Genomic DNA, 16,969 nt, shown 5'->3' with positions numbered 1-16,969 from the left:
GGCTTGCCGGCGAAGGCGTCCTTGCGGGCCTCTTCGCTGGCAAGCCAGCTCCTACAATGTTTTGCGCCGCACGTGAATCGGTGGCCGCCGCGGACCTGTAGGAGCCCGGCTTGCCGGCGAAGGCGTCCTTGCGGGCCTCTTCGCTGGCAAGCCAGCTCCTACAATGTTTTGCGCCGCACGTGAATCGATGGCCGCCGCGGACCTGTAGGAGCCCGGCTTGCCGGCGAAGGCGTCCTCGAGGGCCTCTTCGCCGGCAAGCCAGCTCCTACAATGTTTTGCGCCGCACGTGAATCGGTGGCCGCCGCGGACTTGTAGGGGCCCGGCTTGCCGGCGAAGGCGTCCTTGCGGGCCTCTTCGCTGGCAAGCCAGCTCCTACAGTGTTTTGCGCCGCACGTGAATCGATGGCCGCCGCGGACCTGTAGGAGCCCGGCTTGCCGGCGAAGGCGTCCTTGCGGGCCTCTACGCTGGCAAGCCAGCTCCTACAATGGGTTGTGCAGGGCGTGAGTCGGTGGCCGCCGCGGACCTGTAGGAGCCCGGCTTGCCGGCGAAGGCGTCCTCGAGGGCCTCTTCGCTGGCAAGCCAGCTCCTACAATGTTTTGCGCCGCACGTGAGTCGGTGGCCGCCGCGGACCTGTAGGAGCCCGGCTTGCCGGCGAAGGCGTCCTCCTACAGTTAGGCGCCGCTCAATCCCTTGATCACCAGATCCACATCCCCTTCCAGTTCGGCCACCGGATCAGCAGCATCGACACTCAACACCACCAACCGACTTCCACCCTCGGTGACCGCCGCTTTCACCGCGTCCGACGGCCGCCGATGATGCAACACCACCGCCACGTCGTTGTCCTTGAGCGTCGCCGTCAAGGTCTTCAGTGCCTCAGGTGTCCACTCGGCATCCGGTCGTGCATCCAGCCCTACCAACTCCAGGTTGAGCCCGCCAATCAGGTAGCCAAAGTGATCGCTCAAACTCATCACGCTGAGGTTGTCGGCGGCCGCAAGGCGCGCTTCGCTGGCGGCGCTGAGCTTGAGCAAACGCTGTTTCAGCGCCGCCAGGTTCGCCTCGATCGCAGGCTTGGCCGTGGGGGCCAGGCGCACCAGGTCCGCCGCCATCACGTCGGCCATGCGTCCCATGTTGTTGCTGGCCAGCCACGGCTGACTGTTCAAGCCATCGACCTGATTGCCCGGCTGCACGGCAATGCCGGGCAGGGCACCATCCACCGGTCGGGCGGCGTCGACTTCGATGATGCGGATGTTGCTGCGCCGGGAGATCGGGTACAGCGGATCGTCCGGCCACAGTGAACGCAAGCCGATCACCGCATCGGCGTCGGTCGCCAATTTAGCCAGCGCCGGGGCACCACGGCCGGTGAAGTAGGCGGTCTGGCGACTGCCCGGCAGGTTGGCGGGCGCCGCGCGTTCAAGGCTGACGTCAGTGCCTTTGAGCAACACTTCGCCCAGGCCGTAGGTGATGGGCAACGAGGCCAGCACCCGCAGCGGTTTGCTGCCGTCAGCGCCGAAGGTTGTGGTGGCGAGCCCGCACAGGGCGAGGGCCAGGGTCAGTTGTCGCAGAGAAAATGACATTTATCCAAGGTTCCCTTTGAGGCTGGGGACGACGCCGCGCGCGATGGCGGCCAGGGCGAAGGCGATACCGGCCACGAGGATGATCGCGGCACCGGACGGGATCGGCAGGTCGAAGACGATCGGCGCGAGAATCCCGCACAGCGTGCTCACCGTGGCGATCAGCACCGAGCACCAGAAGAAGCCCTTGAGCGACTGGCTGAGCAAGCGTGCGGCCGCGGCCGGTATCACCAACAGCGCGCCGACCAGGATGGCGCCAATGACTTTCACGGCGGCGACGGTGATCAGCGTCACCAGGATCACGAACAGGTAATCCAGGGACTTCACCGCCACCCCGCGCACCGCCGCCAGTTGCGGATTGAAGCTGGCGAGCATGATGCGGTTGTACAGCGGCAAGGCCAGGGCCATGACCAGCGAACCGACGACGGCCAGCACCAGCAGGTCATTGCCGTTGACCGTCAGCACCGAACCGAACAGCACGTTTTCGAGGATGTGCACGTTGATCTTGCCGGCCAGGATCAGCAGCAAACTGGCACCCAGCGCCAACGACACCGACAGGAACACGCCGATCAAGGTATCCGGCGCCAGGCCCGTGCGGTTGCGCAGGTAGTTGAGCAGGATGCCGAACAACAGGCAGTAGCCGAACAGGCTGCCGTAAGGCCCGGTGTAGGGTTCGCCCAGCAGGATGCCGATGGCCACGCCGGTCAGCGCCGCGTGACCCACCGCTTCGGAGAAAAACGCGAAGCGCTTGACCACCACCAGGGTGCCCAAACCACCCAGCACCGGGCCGATCAGCAAGCCGGCGAGCAGCGCGTTGACCACAAATCCATAGGCCAGCGCCTCAGGCAGATAACCCGACGAGGCCCAGCCCTGGACCATCAAGCGAAAGGCTTCGTAACTCATCAGGCAAGGCTCCGTGGATGGGTCGAAAACAGCGTCAGCAGGCGATCCGGGGTCAGCGCCTGTTGCGGCGTGGCGTCGAACAGCACCCGGCGGTTGAGCCCGGTGACGTGATCGGCCAGGCGCCCGACCGCTTCCAGGTCGTGCTCGATCCACAGCACGGTGATGCCCGCCGCCCGCCAGTCGCCCAGCAAACGTTCGAATACGCGGATGCCGGCTTCATCGAGGGCTGACATCGGTTCGTCCAGCACCAACAGCTGCGGCGCTGGAATCAACCCTTGCGCCAACAACACCCGCTGACGTTCGCCGCCCGACAGCGCACCCATGCGCCGCTTGCGCTTGTCCTGCATGCCGACCCGCTCCAGCGCCTCACCAATCGCCGTTGCGTAATGCTTGCTCAAACCGAGGAACGCCGGACGCCGCTGGCACATCGCAGCCATGAAATCGTCCACGGTCATCGGCAGGCCACGATCGAATTCCAGCGCCTGGGGCACGTAGCCGATCGTCCCCGGCTCGCCCGGCCATTGCAGGCTCAAACGGCCCTGGTGCGGCATCTGCCCGAGCAGGGTCTTGATCAGCGAACTCTTGCCGCCACCGTTGGGGCCGACCAGCGCATGCACGCTACCGGGGCGGACCTGAAAGGTGACTTTGTCGAGGATCGTCGTGCGCCCGAGGGTCAGGCTGACGTCGGCGAAATCCAGGGTCGGCCCCGAAACCTGTGGGAGCGAGCCTGCTCGCGATTGCGCTGTGTCATTCAATGAAGATGTCGCCAGACTGGACGCCTTCGCGAGCAGGCTCGCTCCCACAGGGGATTGCGCATCGGCCAGGAGGGTTTCTTTCGATGTCATGCCCCGGACTCCTGAATCGCCCGTACCACGGTGTTGAGGTTGCCGGTCATTTCCTTTTCATACTTGTCGGCGGTGTATTCGCCGTAGGAAATGTGCGACAGCGGGTACAGCTTCACCCCGGATTCGCGCTGGATGGTGTCGACGTAGGTGGAAGGGAAGTCCATCTCCGAGAAGATCACCTTCACGTCCAGCTCACGCAGCTGGTCGATGGTCTTTTTCAGCTGGCTCGGGCTCGGTTCGATGCCGTGTGCCGGCTCAACCACCGCCGTCACCTCCAGGCCGAATTCGCGTAGCAGGTAATCGTAGGCGGCGTGAACCGTGGCCACGCGCAATTCGGCGTTCGGCGCCTCGGTCAACTTGGCCAGGGCGTCGGCGCGCATCTTGCGCAGGCGCTTGCCGTAGGCTCGGGCGTTCTCGGTGTAGGTCTTGGCATTGGCCGGGTCGAGTTTTCCCAGTTCCCGGGCAATATTGTTGACCTGGGCAATCGAGGCGCTGATCGACAGGAAGGTGTGCGGGTTGACCACCTTGCCGGCGCCGCGTGCGGCAACGCCGGTAGCGGCCAGCAGCGGCACGTTTTCGTTGGCCTCGATCACCGGCACGTTCGGCGTTTCACTGGCAGCGATCATGCGGTCGGCGAAATCGTCATGGCCGACGCCATTGAGCACGATCACGTCGAGCCCGCTGATGCGCTTGATGTCCTCGGCCCGTGGTTCGTAGGCGTGGGGGTTGAAGCCGGCGGGAATCAGCGGCACCACTTCGGCCTTGTCGCCGACGATGTTGGCCACGTAGCTGTAATAAGGGTGCAGGGTGATGCCGATGCGCAGGCGCTTGGCCTGGTCGGCGCTGGCCAGGGGTGTCAGCAGGCAGGCCAGCAGGCCGACCAGTGACAGGCGCAGGAAAGAACGTAGCGATGAAGTAGGCATGGGAAAGCGGTCTTCTCTCGGAGGAAGGCGAGGGTTCAGTGTCGGTGCTGGCGGGTCACGCCGGCATCGAATTGCGCGACGATCTGCTGCCAGCCGGCGCCTTCGAGCGTGGCATCGCTGAGGTCGGCGGGGGCCTTGAGGTCGGTGGCGCGGTTGAGCCAGATGTCCGGCGCGTCGTCGTCAGCGCTCAGGCGCATCAGGAACGAGCCGGCCACTGTGGTGCTCTGGCTCTGTCCGAAGTACGCCCTGGCGTCGAGCAACTGCCAGGCATGACCACCGCGGCTGACCGAACTGGCGTCCTGGGCAAAGGGGGCAAAGCCTTCATCGGCGAGGGTTTCAGGTGTCGGCAGGGTCTGTTGTTCCTGGCGCAGCAAGTGAATCTCGTCGAGGGTCACGCGCAGATCGGCGTAGATGCCTTGTTCGGAGGCGCTCAGGTCGCGGCGGGCATCCAGTTGATGACTGTTGACGCTGCTCACCTGCTGCGACTCACCACGCCAGGCGACCACGGAACCTGCCACCGCCAGGATTATCAGGCACAACAGCAATACGTAGAGGGTTTCGTGGCCGGCACCGGCCGGGCGGACGACTTGGGTGGTTGGCGTACTCATGGGCTTTCGATGTCCGCCTGGTCGATTTCGACCACATGGCCCGGGCCCGCGTCGAACAGCACATAGAACTCGGCCCCGGGTTTCTTGAAGGTCAGGGTCGAGTCGGCCCCGAGCTTGCCTGGCACCAGAATGGTTTCGTCGTAGCCGATCACGTCCAGGGTCACGCCCGGTGCGCCACTGCCGTCGGAAAAACCGCCGGTGCACTTGATCTGCTCGGCGTCGATGGCCTTGCATTCGCACATCGGGTTGTGGGCCAGGGCGCTTGCGCTGAAGCCGGCGCAGAGCACCAGCAGCGCGGCGCGCAAAGGACGAAGAGGGTTGATCATGGTTTGCCTCCTTGGGTGGACAGCCAGGCGAGGGTGGCGGGGGAAGCCTGGCTCAGAGGAATGGATGCCTGGTGCATGGAGCCGTCCCAGCCTTCCATGGTGATCCACAGTTCGGCGTCGGCTTTGGTTTTTTCCGGGATCGGCAGCATGGCGCCCATGCGGTACGGAGTGCCGAAGAAAATCACCCCGGCGGCGCGCAGGCTGCGTGGCTTGCCGATGCGCAGGTATGTCGCCTTGACCTGCTCGCGGCAGCTGTCGCACAGCGCGGCGTTGAAGCTTTTCATGTGGCCGGCCGGGCCATCGGGCCGTGGTGCTTCGTTGCGCAGTTCGGCCAGGCGCAGGCTCCAGGGGCCGACCTGGACTTCGCCAATTTCCCGCTCGCCCAGACCCGTGTCACCGCGAAACAGCGCAGCATCGGCGAAGTATTTGGGCATGAAGCCCAGCGGCACCAGCAACAGCAGGACGTTGATGTGGAAACGCCATTTGTGCCAGAGGCGGCTTAGCGTCGAACGGGGTGCTTGAGTGGCGACCTGGCTCATGGGCTGACCTCCGTGGTTTCACGGCTGTTGGCCGTAGCAGGCTCGTTGCGCGGGCGTTTGTTGCTGCGCTTGAGGGCGTTGGCCGTGGCCAGGGCGGTGCGTTTGGTCCAGATCAGCAGGCCGCTGAGCACCATCATGCTCAACAGCAGGCCGAAGAAGCACCAGATCAGCTTGATCCAGATACCACCGAAATCACCGGTGTGCAGCGGACGCATGGATTCGGTGACGAACTCCAGGCCCGAGCGGTCCGACAGCAGGCGCGTGGCGGCGACTTCGCCGGTGTAGGGGTTGATGTCAGCGGTCTGGAACATCAGCGGGTACCAACTGCGCCCACCCACCGACAGGTAGCTGTAGGCATTGGCCGGCATGCTGACAAAACTCTCGTCGAGCCCCGGGATACGTGCCTTGGCCTCGCGGATCGCCGCTTCCAGGCTGATCATCGGCGTGGGCGACCCATCGGCGGTGAGCGGCACGCTTTCCCGCGGGACCACGGCAGCCACCGGCGCGGTGGAGATGGAAATCTGGTTGTCGAACATGAACGCCTCGATCAGGAACCAGGTGCTGGTGACGGAAATCACCGCGATGAACCAGATCGACCAGATGCCGCTGAGACGGTGGAAATCCCCCCAGAAAATCCGCGCGCCATGGCGAATGCGCAGGGTCGGACGCAAAAAACCTTTCCAGAACCGCTTGTACACCACCAGCCCGGTCACCAGGGACGCCAGCATCGGCAGGCTGAGGAACGACACCAGGTACCAGCCCCAGCTGTAGCCGTTGGTGAACGGCACCAGCCACCAGCCATGCAGGGCACGGGTGAAGGCCTGGAAGTTGAACTGCGGCGCGGGGCCCTGAATGGCACCGGTGTAGGGGTTGACGTACACCGTCAGCGCCCGCCCGTCGGGGTAGGTGACGCCGACGTCCAGGGCGAAGTGCGATTCGTCGGGGCGGCTGATGCTGTCGACGATGATGTCGGGCTCGGCCTGCCTGATCGCGGCGACGATCTGGTCGTAATTGAGCCGCGGCGCATCGTCCGCAGGCGCGCTGGCGCGCATTTGCGGGTTGGCCAGCCAGACGATCTCCTGGCTGACCACCGCCAACGTGCCGGTCACACAGACGATCAGGACGAAAAACCAGATCGGCAGCGCCAGCCAGCTATGGACCAGGAACCAGAGTTTGGAGCGGGATTTCTTCGACATGATCAGGGCGTCTTATATCGATGAAAGGCCTCTGCTACGGGCTTCGCAGCGATGAGGTCAATGGAAGGTCCCGTCGTGGCTTTTGCCTACGCGACAGGACTGCATCTATATAGGACGGATGAGCACCCTAAATCAGGAAGGGAGATATGAAAGAAAATGTTTCGTGTTTCGCCAGGCTATCGTCGCCAGGAGCAAACCCACTCCCACCGGTTCACAGAAGATCCCCTGTGGGAGCGAGCTTGCTCGCGAAGAGGGCCGCTCAGGCACCGCATATTTCATCCTTGCTGGAACATCTCCTTCGCCCGCTGCTCGATCTGCTCCTGGGTCAGGTCCTCTTTACGCGTGGCCAGGAACCACATATGCCCATAGGGATCCTTCAAGGTCCCGGAGCGGTCACCGTAAAACTGGTCCTTGACCTCGGAAACCACGGTGCCGCCAGCGTCGATCGCCTGTTTGTAGGACTTGTCCACATCGGTCACGTACAGGTGCAGGCCCACCGACGGCGAGTTGTCGGGATTGCTCAGCGGCCCTTGATCGCACGGAGTGCCGAGCATGATCGGGCAATCGCCAATGCGCAGTTCGGCGTGGCCGATGCCGCCGTCGGGCATGGACAGGCGCATGACCTCGATGGCGCCGAAGGCCTTTTTGTAGAAATCGATGGCTTCGGCTGCTTTTTGAATGCCCAGGTACGGGGTGATGCTGTGATAACCCTCTGGAATTGGTTTAACGCTCATGATGGGTTCTCCCTTTTCTTGTTGTGGATTGAAGATCGCTCTCCAGTCGAACAATTGTAGGAGCTGCAGGAGGCTGCGATCCTTTGATTTTGATCTTCGGAATGTTTCAAGTTCACAAAAAGATGCTCGCGATGGCCGCGCCGCTATTTCGGCTCAACCCCCGATTCCAGCAACTGCGCCCCCGGCCCACGCTCCCCCAGCACATCGCCAAAATTACGCAACGGACACGCCTCCATCGACAAACACCCGCAACCAATGCAGCCATTCAACTTGTCCCGCAACAAGGTCAACTGATTGATCCGCTCATCCAGCTCCCGGCTCCACTGCGCCGACATCACCTGCCAGTCCGCCGCCGTCGGTGCGCGATTGTCCGGCAGGGCCTTGAGCGCCTCGCCGATCTCCGCCAACGGAATGCCCAGGCGCTGGGCCACCTTGATCAACGCCACCCGCCGCAACATCTCCCGTGGATAACGGCGCTGGTTGCCCTGGTTGCGGTTGCTCTTGATCAATCCCTTGGTTTCATAAAAGTGCAGCGCCGTGACCGCGACGCCGCTGCGGGCCGCCAGTTGGCCGACGCTGAGCTCCTTATGGGAGTTTTGCGAGGTAATCATTTAAAAAATGCCCCTTGACCTTGACTTAACTGGAGGTTTTACCCTGCACGTCTTCGGATCGCAAGATTCGCTTTGCACCTGAGTGGGGACTATCCATGAACGCGCCAGCCAAACATCGCAGCTTCACCCAACTGATCGAATTCGAAATCGAACCGCATCAACAATTGGCGCTGGTGTCGGCGCTGTCGCAGCAGACCGAACGTCTGGCCCAGTACAACAGCGGCTTTCTGAGTGCCAGCATCCAGGCCAGCGAGGACGGTCGGCGGGTGCTCAATTACCTGCAATGGCAAACCCGTGAGGCGGGGGAGGCGGCGTTTCAGGCGTTTGAAAGCGGCGAACAGGATTTCTGGCAGCTGATCCGCGCCCATCAGGCGAAGGCCGTGACCTTCGGCTCGTTCCAGGTGCTGCACAGCCTGGAACGCAGCCACGATCAGGCGCTGCACTGCAATCTGCCGGGTTAGATCGACAGTTGCTCGGCTAATTGCGCCAGCAGAGCCTGGGTCAGCACCAGGGTGCGCGAAAGGCGCCAGGTACCGCCGGAGAGGGCAATGACTTTCAATGGACGCTACATCATATGAAGCCTGCATTGGAAAATCCCGATAGCCACTATCGAGAGCGTTGATTTCTGCTCGGATAAAGGCGCGAGTAGCCTGTGTTCATTGCCCCGAACCTGATGCCAGGACGCCGAAAATGAAACCTCTAATCGCCACTTTCTTGCTGCTCGCGGTCTCCGTACTCGCTGGATGTGCCAGCCATGTTTCCCCTGAATTGCGCCCCTACACCGCTGAAGAAACCCGGGAACTGGCGCTGGAGGCGCTGAATCGTCGCGGCTTGTCCTTCGACGAATACCACGCGAAGAAAGCCGAACTGCTCGGCCAGCCACAGAAGACATTTGGCTTCGACAAACAGGGCGAGATGAACGCCGAGCGAGCTGTACAGCTGCACGGTCGCCCGAGCTGAGCCAAGACTGTACTGCTCGAACTTTCGCCTAACTGTCCATGGGTTTCCCCCAAGGTTCGCGATAGGGTCAATACCTGACTGACCCCGATGGACTGCCACCCATGACACTCTCGTTCGATCTGCTGCTGGGCTTTGCCCTGTTTGCCCTCGTCACCTCGATCACACCCGGTCCGAACAACACCATGTTGCTGGCCTCCGGGGTGAACTTCGGCTTTCAACGGACCATCCCCCACATGCTGGGCATCACCTGCGGATTCTTCGTGCTGGTCGTGGCAGTAGGGTTCGGGCTGGGCGCGGTGTTCCAGGCTTATCCCGTGCTGTACACGGTGCTGCGTTACGTCGGTGCGGCATACTTGCTGTACCTGGCGTGGAAAATCGCCCATTCCGGCCCCGTCTCCGACAGCGCGAAAGGCGAGGCCAAGCCGATCAGCTACCTGGGCGCCGCCGCTTTCCAGTGGGTCAACCCCAAGGCCTGGATCATGGCGATCGGTGCCATCAGCACCTACACACCCATGCAGGGCTACTTCACCAACGTGATCGTGATTGCGGCGGTGTTCGCCCTGATCAACCTGCCGAGCGTCGGCGTCTGGGCCGCTTGCGGCACGCTGCTGCGCAACGTGCTCAAGGATCGGCGCTGGTTGCGCCTGTTCAATTGGGGCATGGCCGCGCTGCTGGTGGCGTCGCTGTATCCGATCTTGCTCGAAAGCTTTAGCTGACGCATTGCTTCAACCGCTTGCCCGATGCCTGTTAAGCTGGCTTTTCAGGAGCGTTCCGACGCACTTTTAAATGAAGTTGTTCTTCTTTAACGGCATCCGATCAGGTATTGGTAACCTTCTGAAAACAGCACGCAGCTCATGAGGCTGCGTCTTGCCGTTTGCAGTCATGAGCTTCCTGATCCCGGAACACGCTCTGCGAGTCTTTTATGAATAAACGTCCGCTGTATTTCGACTACGCCGCCACCACGCCGGTGGATGAGCGCGTCATCAAGATCATGGTCGAGTGCCTGGGCTTTGACGGCAACTTCGGCAATCCGGCCTCCAGCTCCCATGCTTTTGGCCAACAGGCCCGGCAAACGGTCGAGCAGGCGCGGCGCCAGGTCGCCGAACTGGTTGGCGCCACGCCCGAACAGATCGTCTGGACCTCGGGCGCCACCGAATCCAACAACCTGGCCCTCAAGGGCGTTGCCCAGGCCCGCGGTGTATCCGGCGGCCACATCATCACCAGCCAGATCGAACACAAGGCCATCCTCGACACCGCGAAACAGTTGCAGGACAGCGGGGTGGCGGTGACGTACCTGGTGCCGGACGCCGATGGCCTGATCAGCGCGCAAGCGGTGCGCGAAGCCATGCGCGAGGACACCTTCCTGGTGTCGCTGATGCTGGTCAACAATGAACTGGGCACGGTCAACGACATCCCGGCCATCGGCCAGGTGGTGCGCGGGCGCAATGCGTTGTTTCATGTCGACGCGGCGCAAGGCGCGGGCAAGGTAGCGATCGACCTGGCGCAGTGGCCGGTGGACCTGATGTCCTTCTCGGCGCACAAGCTCTATGGTCCCAAAGGCATCGGCGCGCTGTATGTCGGACCGCGTGCGCAGCAGCGCCTGCTGGCGCAGATCCACGGCGGCGGTCACGAAGGCGGCCTGCGTTCCGGTACCCTGGCAACCCACCAGATCGCCGCGATGGGCGCGGCCTTCGCCCTGGCGGCAGCCTTGTTCGATGAAGAAAAAGCCTCGATCGTGCATCTGCGCGAACGCCTGCTCGAGCAATTGCTGAGCATTCCCGGCGTGCGGCTCAATGGCAGCCTGACTCAACGCATCCCGCATACCTTGAGCCTGACCTTCAGTGAAGGCGAGTTCAACTCGGCGGTGTTGCTCGCCTCGATGGCGTTCTCCGCGACCTCGGCCTGTAATTCCGCGAGCAATGCGCCCTCCCATGTGCTGCTGGCCCTGGGGCATGATGCCCGTACGGCGAGTCGCACCATTCGCTTGAGCCTGGGGCGTTTCACCACCGAACAGGATATCGACCAAGCGGTACAGCTGATTAGAACCGCCTGCGCCAGTGCTCCGGCATTCTGGCAATAGGGTAACAAAGTGCCGACCTTGATCGGCACCGAACAATAATGACGAGTGGTTAGCAGGAGTCACGATGAATACGCAGTTTACGATCACCGGGTCAGTGCCCCAGCGCCTGGCGCAAACCCGCGAGCTGATGAGCCGGGAGGGCATCCATGCCCTGCTGGTGCCGTCCGCCGATCCCCACCTGTCCGAATACCTGCCGGGTTACTGGCAAGGGCGCCAATGGTTGTCGGGTTTCCACGGTTCGGTCGGCACCCTGATCGTTACCGCGGATTTCGCCGGCGTCTGGGCCGACAGCCGTTATTGGGAACAGGCGAGCAAGGAACTCAAGGGCAGCGGCATCGAGCTGGTCAAGCTGCAACCGGGACAACCCGGGCCGCTGGATTGGCTGGCCGAGCAGACCCCGCAAGGCGGCGTGGTCGCGGTCGATGGCGCGGTGATGGCGGTGGCTTCCGCGCGCACATTGGGCAGCAAGCTGGAAGAGCGGGGCGCACGCCTGCGCACCGACATCGACCTGTTGAGCGAAGTCTGGAGCGACCGCCCGAGCCTGCCGAACGAGCCGATCTATCAGCACTTGCCGCCACAGGCTACCGTCAGCCGTGGCGAAAAACTCGCCAAGCTGCGCGAAACCCTGCAGGCACGGGGTGCCGACTGGCATTTCATCGCCACTCTCGATGACATTGCCTGGCTGTTCAACCTGCGCGGCGGCGATGTGTCTTTCAACCCGGTGTTCGTTTCCTTCGCCTTGATCAGCCAGCAGCAGGCAACACTGTTCGTGGCGCTGAGCAAGGTCGATGCGCCGTTGCGTGCGGCCCTGGAACAGGACGGCGTGACCTTGCGCGATTACAGCGAAGTGGCCGAGGCCCTGCGCGCTGTGCCGGCGGGGGCGAGCCTGCTGGTCGACCCGGCGCGGGTCACGGCTGGCCTGCTGGGTAACCTCGACAGCGCTGTCAAACTGCTCGAAGGCCTGAATCCGACCACCCTGGCCAAGTCCCAGAAGAGCCTGGCCGACGCCGAACACATCCGCCAGGCCATGGAGCAGGACGGCGCGGCGCTGTGCGAATTCTTCACCTGGCTCGAATCGGCCTGGGGCCGTGAGCGGATTACCGAACTGACTATCGACGAAAAACTCACCGCAGCGCGCGAACGCCGGCCGGGTTACGTTTCGCTGAGCTTCAACACCATTGCCGCCTTCAACGCGAACGGCGCCATGCCGCATTACCACGCCACCGAAGAAGAGCACGCGGTGATCGAAGGTGACGGCTTGTTGCTGATCGATTCCGGCGGCCAGTACCTGGGTGGTACCACCGACATCACGCGCATGGTTGCGGTCGGCACGCCGACGCAGGAACAGAAACGCGATTGCACTCGGGTGCTCAAGGGCGTGATCGCGCTGTCCCGTGCGCGGTTCCCCAAAGGCATCCTGTCGCCACTGCTGGACGCCATCGCCCGGGCACCGATCTGGGCGGAAAACGTCGACTATGGCCACGGCACCGGTCACGGCGTCGGCTACTTCCTCAACGTTCACGAAGGTCCGCAGGTGATTGCCTACCAGGCTGCACCCGCGCCGCAAACCGCGATGCTGCCAGGCATGATCACCTCGATCGAACCCGGCACCTATCGTCCAGGCCGCTGGGGTGTGCGCATCGAGAACCTGGCGATGAACCGCGAGGCAGGCACCAGCGAATTCGGCGAATTCCTCAGTTTCGAAACCCTGACGCTGTGCCCGATTGACACACGCTGCCTGGAAACCTCGTTGCTGAGCGAGGAAGAAAAGCAGTGGTTCAACGCTTACCACGCCGAAGTGCGCGAGCGTTTGAGCCCGTTGCTCGACGGCGCTGCGCTGGAGTGGTTGAACACCCGTACTGCGGCCATCTGATTGACTTGAGCTCGGGCGCCGTCTCCAGCGCCCGGGCCTCGGGTTTTAACTCAGGGCTTCGATGACAAAATCCAACCGATCCTGGCCAAAAAACAGCTGATCACCGACAAACATGCTCGGTGCGCCGAACACGCCGCGTTGCACGGCTTTTTCAGTGGTTTCCTTGAGGGCATTCTTGACCTCTTCGTCAGCGCTCAGGGCCAGGATTTCTTCCGGGTCGAAACCGTTTTCGCTCAATACTGCCCCGACAGTGGCCGGATCATTGAGGTTGCGACCATCGATCCACAGTGCCTTGAAGAGGCAATCGATGAACGCGGCAAAGCGCTCGGGTTGGCGCAACTGCACACCAGTCACGGCACGCATGAGCACCAGTGTGTTGATCGGGAAGTGCGGGTTGATTTTCAATGGCACGCCATAGCGTTTGGCGTACCGATCCAGGTCTATGAACATGTAGCGACCCTTGGCAGGGATGGTCGCCGGGGAAGCGTTGCCGGTGGCTTTGAACACACCGCCGAGCAGGATGGGCACGTAGATCAGCTGGCTGTCGGTCTGCTCACAGATCTTCGGTAGTTGGGTGTACGCCAGGTAGGTGGCGGGGCTGCCCAGGTCGAAATAGAACTCCACGATCTTGCTCATGGTCGATGCACTCTTTTTGTTGTTGTAGGGGAGGGGTTACCAGCGTTCGCTCCAGGGGCGCAGGTCCAGTTCGAAGGTCCAGGCATCGCGGGGCTGGCTGTGCAGGTACCAATAGTTCTCTGCGATGTGTTCGGGGTCGAGAATGCCGTCCTGATCCTTGGTCGCGTACTTCTCGGGGAAACTGTCACGGATGAAATCGGTATCGATGGCGCCGTCGACGACGACGTGGGCGACATGAATATTCATCGGCCCCAGTTCGCGCGCCATGCTTTGTGCCAGCGCACGGATCCCGTGCTTGGCGCCGGCAAACGCCGCAAAACCTGCGGCGCCGCGCAAACCGGCGGTGGCGCCGGTGAACAGGATCGTGCCCCGTTGCCGCTTGGCCATGCGCTTGGCCACTTCCCGGCCATTGAGAAAGCCTGAGAAGCAGGCCATTTCCCAGATCTTGAAATACTTGCGGGCGGTTTCTTCGAGAATGCTGCAAGGCACGTTGGCGCCGATATTGAACACGAACGCTTCGATCGGGCCGATCTCGCTTTCGATCTGCTCGACCAGTGCAACCACATCGTCTTCCTTGCGGGCATCGCAGGCGAAGCCGTGGGCTTCACAGCCGGCTGCATTGATGGCATCGACCAGAGGCTGGAGCTTGTCCGCGCTGCGCCGGGTCACGCAGGCAACAAATCCCTCCTGTGCAAAGCGTTTGGCAATGGCGCCACCCGTGGCATCCCCCGCGCCGACAACCAGTACGACCTTCTTGTTATTCATTGCCTGGACCTCTTTAGTAAACGATCGTTAACTAAACGAACGTTATGCTACGATTCGACAGGCGTCAAGATGATCGAACCAGAGGTAAGGACAATGCGTTATTCAGCCAGTCACAAGCTGGAAACCCGAGAGAAACTGCTGCAAAGCAGCGCGGTGTCGGCCAAGCAATCGGGTTTTTCCACGGTAGGTGTCGACGGTTTGATGAAGGCCATCGGTTTGAGTGGCGGGGCGTTCTATAGTCACTTCGCGTCCAAGGACGAGTTGTTCGCATCCATTGTCGAGCGTGAGCTGCGGCAAAGCCTGGAGCGGCTGGGGGCTGACCAGGATCGCGACAAATTCGAACGTTGTCTCGAGCTCTACCTGAGCATGTCCCACGTCGAGCACCCGGAAACCGGTTGTGCACTACCGGCGTTGGGGGCCGAGATTGCCCGCTCGGATCTACTGATCAGGCAGCAGGCTGAGCACTGGATCTGCCAGCTTCAGGAGCGTTGGGCGCAGGTGCTGGAGAGCGACAGCCTGGCCTGGGCGATTCTGTCGCAATGCGTCGGTGCACTGGTGGTGGCGCGAATGCTCGCCACGCCGGAGCTGCAGCGCAAGGTGCTGAAGTCCAGTCATGAGGAGATTGGCCGCCAGCTGGCAGGCCCGAGGGCCTGACAGGATGGCTGCAGATTATTTGCAGATGACGATCATGCTGCGGCTGGTGTAGCCCGCGGGGTTGATCCCGAACAGATAATCACCCGGTTCTTCAACGGCGTCGCCGGATTTGGCAATGACCTTGTAGCTCTTGGGGGCGCACGAGTGGGCGGCGCTGGAGTAGCACTGGTCCCATGAGGACGACAGCCCCGAACAGTTGATATGGATTCCTTTCTTGCCGTGTTTGGTCTGGGGTTTGGCGGTCGCCGCGCAGCCCGCAACTGCAAGAACGGCGATCAGTATCAAAATTCGTTTCATTGCTATCCTTGTAGCGTTCCCGGATCTATCGCCCGGTCTGGCAGTGTTCGCTTTACGCATGAAGCGTTTTGAGGCCCCTGTCCTGAAAAAATCCATTTCTGGCACTGGGTTGCGGGCCTAAACATGGCCTAATTGCGCGGCAATTACCAGAGTCTATGCAAATCCGCCCCTCAATCGGCTGCAACGGCGGGCTTGGCGTTACTGCCCATGGTCATGGTGGCGCCCACGGAAGCCAGGATGATGCACAAGATGGCCATCCACTGTGACAGAGACAGGAATTCCTGCAGGAACAACAGACCGGACAAGGCACCCACCGCCGGCTCGATGCTCATCAACGTGCCGAAGGTCCTGGCCGGCATGCGGGTGAGGGCGACCATTTCCAGCGTATAGGGGAGGGCCGTGGACAGCACGGCAACCCCGAGGGCGATCGGAATCAATGCCGGGGTCAACAGCGCCGCGCCGGCATGCACAATGCCGATCGGGGCGACAAACAGTGCGGCAATCACAACGCCCAGGGCGGCGGTCTGCACGCCGTTGTCGGCACCGGCCTTTTGCCCGAAAAGAATGTACAGCGCCCAGCAGACACCTGCCCCCAATGCGTAACCGGCCCCCAGCAGATCAATGCCTTGCGCCGTTGCGCCCGTCGGTATCAACAGCAGCAGGCCGACAGCGGCCAGGGCGATCCACAGGAAGTCGATGGCGCGGCGTGAAGCGTAGATGGCAACGGCCAATGGTCCGGTGAACTCCAGCGCGACCGCGATACCCAGGGGAACCGAGCGCAGGGACATATAGAAGAGGAAGTTCATGCCGCCCAGTGCCATGCCATAGACAATCACGGTGCGCAGTGATTTTGCGGTGAGCCTGGCCCGCCATGGGCGCAGCAGCAACACCATGATCACGCTGGCGAAGGTCAAGCGCAGGGTGGTGGTGCCCTGGGCGCCGATAATGGGGAACATGCTTTTGGCCAGTGAGGCTCCCGACTGAATCGATGCCATGGCTATTAATAGCAGGCCGACCGAAAACAGGGTCGAGGCAAGGCTGCGCGGCTGATCGTTCATTGAGAGGCACCGTCCGAGGTATGGAGCTGAAGTGTTATATTTTGTGTTGAGCAATATACTGCGCAAACGCTGCCGACGCATCTATATATACGCAGTGTTTTTGTTCCTCACGATAGATAACGCAAATCAGTGCTTGACGGCAGATTCTGGAAGCCTATAATTCGCCCCACTTCCGGCGCAGTCGAAACGGAAAACTCCTTGGTAAACAATGAGTTACGCAGTTTTGACAGCAGGTTGCTTCAGTTCATCGAAGCCAGCAGGGAGTTGAAAAAGAGGTGTTGACAGCAGCGTGTAACGCTGTAGAATTCGCCTCCCGCTGACGAGAGATCTGAAGCGCAAGTGGTTGAAGTTGTTAAGGATTCCTTGAAAACTTCTGAAAAATATCACTTG

Annotated in this window: 20 protein-coding genes and 1 pseudogene; 6 read left to right on the top strand and 15 right to left on the bottom strand. The window is 61.9% G+C overall.

Annotated elements, in window-relative coordinates:
* Positions 1-671 precede the first annotated feature (671 nt).
* From SOP85_RS29340 to soxR, 10 genes are all read right to left on the bottom strand, one after another.
* Positions 672-1,574, bottom strand: coding sequence for a metal ABC transporter solute-binding protein, Zn/Mn family (locus tag SOP85_RS29340; RefSeq protein WP_323629176.1), 903 nt, complete (start codon positions 1,572-1,574; stop codon positions 672-674).
* The gene (locus SOP85_RS29335) at positions 1,575-2,474 is read right to left on the bottom strand and encodes a metal ABC transporter permease (RefSeq protein WP_323629175.1); all 900 of its coding nucleotides are present in this window, start codon (positions 2,472-2,474) and stop codon (positions 1,575-1,577) included.
* Complete coding sequence (locus tag SOP85_RS29330) at positions 2,474-3,319, bottom strand: metal ABC transporter ATP-binding protein (protein WP_323608113.1); 846 nt, start codon at positions 3,317-3,319, stop codon at positions 2,474-2,476. The genes SOP85_RS29335 and SOP85_RS29330 overlap by 1 nt, the downstream gene beginning before the upstream one ends.
* Positions 3,316-4,242: a metal ABC transporter substrate-binding protein gene (locus SOP85_RS29325; protein WP_274073266.1), complete on the bottom strand. Its 927-nt coding sequence runs from the start codon at positions 4,240-4,242 to the stop codon at positions 3,316-3,318. The genes SOP85_RS29330 and SOP85_RS29325 overlap by 4 nt, the downstream gene beginning before the upstream one ends.
* Positions 4,243-4,277: 35 nt before the next feature.
* Positions 4,278-4,850 (bottom strand): DUF6162 family protein, encoded by a 573-nt coding sequence (locus SOP85_RS29320; protein WP_323629174.1) that lies wholly within the window; start codon positions 4,848-4,850, stop codon positions 4,278-4,280.
* On the bottom strand, positions 4,847-5,176 hold the full coding sequence (locus SOP85_RS29315; RefSeq protein WP_274073268.1) for a hypothetical protein: 330 nt from the start codon (positions 5,174-5,176) through the stop codon (positions 4,847-4,849). Before SOP85_RS29315 ends, SOP85_RS29320 begins: the two co-directional genes overlap by 4 nt.
* Positions 5,173-5,715: a thiamine pyrophosphate-binding protein gene (locus SOP85_RS29310; protein WP_274073269.1), complete on the bottom strand. Its 543-nt coding sequence runs from the start codon at positions 5,713-5,715 to the stop codon at positions 5,173-5,175. Before SOP85_RS29310 ends, SOP85_RS29315 begins: the two co-directional genes overlap by 4 nt.
* Positions 5,712-6,911 (bottom strand): PepSY-associated TM helix domain-containing protein, encoded by a 1,200-nt coding sequence (locus SOP85_RS29305; RefSeq protein WP_274073270.1) that lies wholly within the window; start codon positions 6,909-6,911, stop codon positions 5,712-5,714. Before SOP85_RS29305 ends, SOP85_RS29310 begins: the two co-directional genes overlap by 4 nt.
* 275 nt (positions 6,912-7,186) lie before the next feature.
* On the bottom strand, positions 7,187-7,645 hold the full coding sequence (locus SOP85_RS29300; protein WP_274073271.1) for a VOC family protein: 459 nt from the start codon (positions 7,643-7,645) through the stop codon (positions 7,187-7,189).
* Positions 7,646-7,788: 143 nt separating this feature from the next.
* Positions 7,789-8,256 (bottom strand): redox-sensitive transcriptional activator SoxR, encoded by a 468-nt coding sequence (gene soxR, locus SOP85_RS29295; RefSeq protein WP_323629173.1) that lies wholly within the window; start codon positions 8,254-8,256, stop codon positions 7,789-7,791.
* 95 nt (positions 8,257-8,351) lie between these two features.
* On the opposite strand from soxR, the gene SOP85_RS29290 reads away from it, so the two are divergent.
* Complete coding sequence (locus SOP85_RS29290; RefSeq protein ID WP_323629172.1) at positions 8,352-8,717, top strand: antibiotic biosynthesis monooxygenase; 366 nt, start codon at positions 8,352-8,354, stop codon at positions 8,715-8,717.
* On the opposite strand, the pseudogene SOP85_RS29285 reads toward SOP85_RS29290, so the two are convergent.
* Positions 8,717-8,815 (bottom strand): annotated as a pseudogene (locus SOP85_RS29285) (FMN reductase); the annotation flags it as partial. The gene SOP85_RS29290 and the pseudogene SOP85_RS29285 overlap by 1 nt on opposite strands.
* Positions 8,816-8,946: 131 nt before the next feature.
* Here SOP85_RS29285 and SOP85_RS29280 point away from each other — a divergent pair.
* The 4 genes from SOP85_RS29280 (at position 8,947) to SOP85_RS29265 (ending at position 13,169) form a co-directional block, all read left to right on the top strand.
* The gene (locus SOP85_RS29280; protein ID WP_274073274.1) at positions 8,947-9,216 is read left to right on the top strand and encodes a hypothetical protein; all 270 of its coding nucleotides are present in this window, start codon (positions 8,947-8,949) and stop codon (positions 9,214-9,216) included.
* Positions 9,217-9,317: 101 nt separating this feature from the next.
* Entirely contained in the window at positions 9,318-9,932 is a 615-nt protein-coding gene (locus tag SOP85_RS29275) for a LysE family translocator (protein ID WP_274073275.1), read from the top strand.
* 206 nt (positions 9,933-10,138) lie between these two features.
* On the top strand, positions 10,139-11,296 hold the full coding sequence (locus SOP85_RS29270; RefSeq protein ID WP_323629171.1) for an aminotransferase class V-fold PLP-dependent enzyme: 1,158 nt from the start codon (positions 10,139-10,141) through the stop codon (positions 11,294-11,296).
* Between the two features lie 64 nt (positions 11,297-11,360).
* The gene (locus SOP85_RS29265; RefSeq protein WP_323608116.1) at positions 11,361-13,169 is read left to right on the top strand and encodes an aminopeptidase P family protein; all 1,809 of its coding nucleotides are present in this window, start codon (positions 11,361-11,363) and stop codon (positions 13,167-13,169) included.
* Positions 13,170-13,214: 45 nt separating this feature from the next.
* On the opposite strand, the gene SOP85_RS29260 is transcribed toward SOP85_RS29265, so the two are convergent.
* Together SOP85_RS29260 and SOP85_RS29255 are read right to left on the bottom strand one after the other, a co-directional pair.
* Positions 13,215-13,805, bottom strand: coding sequence for a 2-hydroxychromene-2-carboxylate isomerase (locus SOP85_RS29260; protein WP_323629169.1), 591 nt, complete (start codon positions 13,803-13,805; stop codon positions 13,215-13,217).
* 36 nt (positions 13,806-13,841) lie between these two features.
* Positions 13,842-14,570: an SDR family oxidoreductase gene (locus SOP85_RS29255; protein WP_323629168.1), complete on the bottom strand. Its 729-nt coding sequence runs from the start codon at positions 14,568-14,570 to the stop codon at positions 13,842-13,844.
* Between the two features lie 93 nt (positions 14,571-14,663).
* Between SOP85_RS29255 and SOP85_RS29250 the strand changes: the two genes are divergently transcribed.
* Entirely contained in the window at positions 14,664-15,224 is a 561-nt protein-coding gene (locus SOP85_RS29250) for a TetR/AcrR family transcriptional regulator (RefSeq protein ID WP_323629167.1), read from the top strand.
* Between the two features lie 15 nt (positions 15,225-15,239).
* On the opposite strand, the gene SOP85_RS29245 is transcribed toward SOP85_RS29250, so the two are convergent.
* Both SOP85_RS29245 and rhtA read right to left on the bottom strand, forming a co-directional pair.
* Entirely contained in the window at positions 15,240-15,521 is a 282-nt protein-coding gene (locus tag SOP85_RS29245) for a hypothetical protein (protein WP_274073281.1), read from the bottom strand.
* A gap of 170 nt (positions 15,522-15,691) precedes the next feature.
* Positions 15,692-16,579: a threonine/homoserine exporter RhtA gene (rhtA, locus tag SOP85_RS29240; protein ID WP_323608121.1), complete on the bottom strand. Its 888-nt coding sequence runs from the start codon at positions 16,577-16,579 to the stop codon at positions 15,692-15,694.
* Positions 16,580-16,969 lie beyond the last annotated feature (390 nt).

The sequence above is a fragment of the Pseudomonas sp. YuFO20 genome (assembly GCF_035064975.1).
In the GTDB taxonomy this organism is placed as follows: Bacteria; Pseudomonadota; Gammaproteobacteria; order Pseudomonadales; family Pseudomonadaceae; genus Aquipseudomonas; species Aquipseudomonas putida_AE.
The sequence above is the reverse complement of the archived record's forward strand: the minus strand, read 5'-3'. Positions and strand labels throughout refer to the sequence as shown.